The organism is Micromonospora sp. LOL_023, assembly GCF_048060115.1.
GTDB lineage: Bacteria > Actinomycetota > Actinomycetes > Mycobacteriales > Micromonosporaceae > Micromonospora_E.
In genome coordinates this window covers 1-4,789 of record NZ_JBHMIM010000124.1, presented here as the reverse complement: position 1 = coordinate 4,789, position 4,789 = coordinate 1, and the positions used below count along the sequence as shown (strand labels likewise).

The 4,789-nt window shown below is 67.3% G+C and carries 4 protein-coding genes; 1 reads left to right on the top strand and 3 read right to left on the bottom strand.

The window, feature by feature from the left end; translation table 11 throughout:
• Window positions 1–250: 250 nt before the first annotated feature.
• The 3 genes from ACFHVL_RS30735 to ACFHVL_RS30725 all read right to left on the bottom strand — a co-directional run bounded on the left by ACFHVL_RS30735 (window position 251) and on the right by ACFHVL_RS30725 (window position 4,195).
• Complete coding sequence (locus ACFHVL_RS30735) at window positions 251–1,150, bottom strand: transposase (protein WP_416632101.1); 900 nt, start codon at window positions 1,148–1,150, stop codon at window positions 251–253.
• A gap of 197 nt (window positions 1,151–1,347) precedes the next feature.
• Window positions 1,348–3,036: a reverse transcriptase domain-containing protein gene (locus ACFHVL_RS30730; RefSeq protein ID WP_416632100.1), complete on the bottom strand. Its 1,689-nt coding sequence runs from the start codon at window positions 3,034–3,036 to the stop codon at window positions 1,348–1,350.
• A 454-nt stretch (window positions 3,037–3,490) separates the two neighbouring features.
• Window positions 3,491–4,195: an ISL3 family transposase gene (locus ACFHVL_RS30725; protein ID WP_416632102.1), complete on the bottom strand. Its 705-nt coding sequence runs from the start codon at window positions 4,193–4,195 to the stop codon at window positions 3,491–3,493.
• Window positions 4,196–4,421: 226 nt separating this feature from the next.
• Between ACFHVL_RS30725 and ACFHVL_RS30720 the strand changes: the two genes are divergently transcribed.
• Window positions 4,422–4,727, top strand: coding sequence for a helix-turn-helix domain-containing protein (locus ACFHVL_RS30720; protein ID WP_416632099.1), 306 nt, complete (start codon window positions 4,422–4,424; stop codon window positions 4,725–4,727).
• Window positions 4,728–4,789: the final 62 nt, after the last annotated feature.

The window sequence follows — 4,789 nt, the reverse complement described above, 5'->3', positions numbered from 1 at the left end:
CAGATCTCGTGACCGCCCATCCGGAGAAAAGCTGTCCGCCTGCCCGGATGCCCCACGTCCGCCCACCCGGCCAACCAACTGACCGTTGACACGCGGTCCCGGCAGTACACGATCTTTGTTTTCTCGGGGTGCAGTTGCAGCCCGACCTGCTGGAGCCGTTGCGCCAGGGCGTCGCGCTGTCGGGGTACGGCCTGGAGTGCAGAGCTATGTACAGCTGATCTGGCTCTTTCGCTGATCTTGTGACGTCGGCTCACGCCTGGAGCAGGATACGTTTGCGGAGCAGGTCAAAGTTCGCGCGGCCGTAGCCGAGGCGTTTGACCAGTTTGGCTCTGGTGTTTTGTCCTTCGACCTGGCCGGAGCTCCAGGTGGTGGAGAGTCCGGCCAGGACGGCGTCGTAGTCGGTTCGAAGCCCGTCGGCGAACTGCCGCAGGTGGGGTAGGTCGTCGGCGCGGGCGTCGTTGATCCAGGCGTCCAGGTCTTCGCGGCCGGTGAGATTGGCCAGCATCTTGGCGAAGGCCAGCACGTGGGCGCCGATGGCGGCCAGGTGCGGGCATGCCGTCTGGACGTCGTGCAGGTTGCGTTCCTGTTCGGGTGGGAGCCGGTCGGGATGTGTCAGCAGCATCGTCGCCGCGGAACGGGGAGCCGGGATCGGGCGCGGCGGGGGCGGGGTGGTCACGCCGCGTTTGAGCAGGTGCACGTAGAGGTTGACCGTGCTGGCGCTGCCGGTGTAGCCCCGTTCCCGGACCTCTCGGTACAGCTGCACGGCGTTGCGCTGCCCCTCGGTGAACCGCTTGTAGAGGTAGGGCTTGAACGCGTCGAGTACGGAGCGGCGGTGGATCGTCGGCGCGAGGAGTTCGTCGAGGCTCTCGGCGCGGGCGTAGCGGCGCACCGCGTAGTGGTCCAGCTCCAGGTCGCGGCTGATGCCGCGTAGCGAACGGCCCGCAGCGACCAGCTCCTGAACAGTCCGGTAGCGCTCGGTAGTGCGGGCTGCCAGCGCGCGAGGCCGGCCACGGACGTCGAGGTGCGCGTCTGGCAGCGACGGTGGCGGAGCCTCCGTCGCTGGCCGGGCTGGCGCGAACGCTATCTTGATGCAGCTGTGGTGCGCGGCGACGGTCTTGTCGACCGCCTCACAAGTTGTTCCACAGAGCACTGGTGGGCCGCTGGCGAGGTGCCCGCAGGGGTTGCGGGTCCTTTTCCGGCGGCCCCCAGTCCGAACGACGCATGCGACTTTCACCGCACGTCGCTCTCCGGTGACTACTACGTGAGTTGCGGGGTTGGTTGCCCGGTGTGGATCGCTTCGTGGCATGAGGGGCAGACCACGAGGGTCTTGCGCCGCCGTCGTGCCATCTACTGAGCCCACGCGGGTTGTGGCTGTCCCGGCCGGTGCAGGTCCGTCAGGCGGCGGACGTGGTGCACCGAGATGCCGTCGGTGTCGCGGCAGATTTCGCATCGGTTCGCCAGCAGCCGGGTGACCAGCTCCTTGTGGCGGATGATGCCCGGGACCGGGAGACGGTCGCCGAGGACCGCGTCCCGCTGCCGCCGGAGGGGAATTCCGCCGAACCGTGCGACCAGCGGTTTCCTGCCGCCGCGTTCGATCCTGGCTTCCAGGCAGCGACGAGGCCCGTGCGGAGTGTCGATGGTGGTCTTGTACTTGCGGGCCATCTTCGACACCGACGAGCGGTGCTTGTTGGCCAGGGTCTTCAGCAGCGAGGTCTCCATGACCCAGTGCAGCCGGTAGAGTCGAGCGACGTTACCGGCCAGCAGGTAGTACTGGACGATGCCCCGGTATTCGGCTGCGTACGTGTTGACGATGGTGTGGTCGTCGTCGTTGATCAGCCGGGCCCGGCGCTCGGGTTTGCCGCGCGCCAGGTAGGGGGCACTCTTGGCCTTGATCACCGCCGGTGGGACACGCAGGCCGACGACACCGTTGGCGCTGCGACGGCCCCGGGTGACCTTGCGGTCGTTGTGGTGCACGGTGATCTCGTAGCCGAGGAATCTCGCCGCCTGAGTGCGGGCGTGCGTGATCAGGGTCTTCTCCTGCGACAGTTCCAGCTTGAGATCGTCACGCAGGAACGCCGCGAGGCGGGCCTTGATCTGTTCGGCTTCGGCCTTGGGTCCGGCGAACCCGAGCAGGGTGTCGTCGGCGTACCGGGCGTAGTGCAACCGGCGGAAGCCCGGATCGCGGGGATCTCCGCTGGGCATCCCGCGCAGTTGTTGACGCAGCTTGCGCGCCGTGGCGCGGTCACCACGCCGGTGTGCCCGGTCTCGCGCGGCGCGCACCCTGGCATAGGCGGTGTCCTGCTTGCGGATCCGCCCTCGGGTGTACTCCGGAATCAGAACGGTTTCCACGAACTCGTCCAACCGGTGCAGGTAGATGTTGGAGAGCACGGGCGAGACGACTCCGCCTTGCGGGACCCCGCTCAGCGTCGCGTTCCAGACCCAGTCCTCCAGGTATCCGGCTTGGAGCATGTTCCGCATCAGCCGCAGGAACCGGTTGTCGTGGATGCGCTCGGCCATCGTGTCGAGCATGAGCTGATGGTCGAAACTGCCGAAGCAGTCGGAGACGTCACCCTCGATGAACCAGGTCGTCCCGGTCCAGGTGTTGGCTATCTCCCGCAACGCGGTGTGACAGCCCCGTCCGGGACGGAAACCGTGTGAGCGGTCGGAGAAGGTCGGCTCGTAACACGCCTCCAACAGCAGGCGCACCACCTCGCCGACCAGCTTGTCCGACCACGGCGGCAGCCCGAGCGGCCTCAGTTTGCCGCTCTTCTTCGGGATGTAGATCCGTTTGGCTGGGCTGAACCGGTAGCGCTCGTGGCGCAGCGCATCGATGATCCGCTCGATCTTGCCCAGCGGCATGCCGTCCACGGTCTCCCCGGTGACCCCGGGCGTCATCGCCCCCTTGTTGGCGTAGATGCGCCCGTAGGCCAGCAGATACAACTGCGGGTTGAACAACTGTCGATACAGTTCCTCACACGGCAGGCCACGCCTGCCGCGCTCACGCAGGACACCCAGCACCGTTTCGGCGCTCTGCATTACGCATACCTCCCGATCTCAAGGTGTCCGATCACCTGGTCCCCTTCGCCCTGTGGGCGGCTCTCCCGCCCTCCCCGGCCGGTCGTGACTCCGGCGACTACTACGGGACCTCCGTCGCCGTAGGACTCGCGTCCCGTAGGCGATCCCATGTTCGTCCTGGCCGTACGTGTCAGCGCGACGTAGGCGCCCCACTCATCCCCTTAAATACCCTCACTGGGCATCGCTCCGCGTTCCAGAGGTTGCCCCGGCCATGGCATCAAGCCAGAGCAGAACGCGGCGTCGGCTTCGGGCGTCGATTTCCGACGGATGCGACCATCCATCCGCTGGGAATTGGGGTTCAAGCAATCCAGCCTTCGCCATATCACGCGGGTTCCACGACGCATCGCCTCCAACGCCTGAGCACGGCCGCCGCTTCAATGGCATGCTGTTGTCCCCTTCACCTTTCGGATCCAGGTCAGCCATCGAACCCAAGGACCTCCCTCCGAGTCCCTCCCGACTTCGTCGGGGATACAACCAGGCGCCTCATGGCGCACTGCCACCGGTCCGCCACCTGCACGGCCTGGGGAGCGCCGGCTCGGGCGGCTTCGGCATATGCCCGACCGCGGTCCCGGCACACGACCACGATATCGGGATGTTCTGCCAGCCAGGCGGTGACCGGGCCGGCTTCCCGGCCCTCGAGTACCTCGATCGGGCGGCGGGTGTCCAGGTCCACGATGATCGTGGCGTAGACATGACGGCGGCGCAGCGCGAAGTCGTCGACACCGACGACTCTCACGTCACCGACCGGCGGCTCCGGCTGAGCACGGACCAGCCGCAGCAGGGTGTCCTTGGCGATTGGCAGGCAGAGCCGTCGAGCCAGTCGAGCCGCCGGCCGGGCCGCGAGCGCGACCGCGATCTGAACGAGTTGTTGCTGCAGCAGCGGAGTACGCCGTCCGTGCGGATGAGTCAAACCCGGTACCTGCTCGGCGAACGTCACCGCCGGGCACGCCTGCGACACGCACTTGAACCGTCGCACCAACAGGTCTATCACCACGGCGCAGCCGCCGAGCGCGGCATCGGCCAGCTGACGCCGATACGTGCCATGCGTACGCGCCGAGGCGTTGCCGCATCGTGGGCATCGGCTTACCCGCGTTCGCGGCCGCGCCTTCAACACGATCATCCCAGACGATCGCTCGGCCCCTTCGACGACGACGCCGGACAGGTGCGGGAGCAGCTCGAGCAGTGTGGACAGCATTGCGATGATCTTGGCGATCACCGGATGCCGTCACAAGATCAGCGACAGAGCCGCTGATCTTGCAGAGGTGCGCACCGTTTGTCCGTCGTCTGCGGGTGACTGGGGGTGAGGCTTCCCGGGTCGTGATCGGACCGGCGTGGGACGGCTGGCGGTGAGTGCGTTGGATGAGCAGCGGTGGCTGGACGTGCGTCGGTTCCGGGCGCTGCACGAGGCTGGTGCGAGTGTCTCGGAGATCGCCCGTGAGACGGGTCTGAACTGGCGGACGGTGAAGAAGTACCTGGCTGCTGGCGGCGGCGAGGTGGTGCCGCCAGTTCGGGCGCGGCCGGCTCGTGGGCAGCTGATCGATGTGTTCGCGCATGTGGTCGATGCGTGGTTGCGGGCGGAGTTGCTGCTCAAGGGCACGGTGAGCCATGAACGCCTGGTCGAGCGCCCGGCAACACGCCGCCGGGGCCGGTAGACCCGCGAACTCCCGCACCGCGCCGCCACGGCTGGTCGAAGGCGCCGGCGTGCACGGCTGGA

Coding starts and splice junctions, on each gene's coding strand:
- ACFHVL_RS30725 (WP_416632102.1), bottom strand. CDS start 4,195: ATGATCGTGTTGAAGGCGCGGCCGCGAACGCGGGTAAGCCGATGCCCA.
- ACFHVL_RS30730 (WP_416632100.1), bottom strand. CDS start 3,036: ATGCAGAGCGCCGAAACGGTGCTGGGTGTCCTGCGTGAGCGCGGCAGG.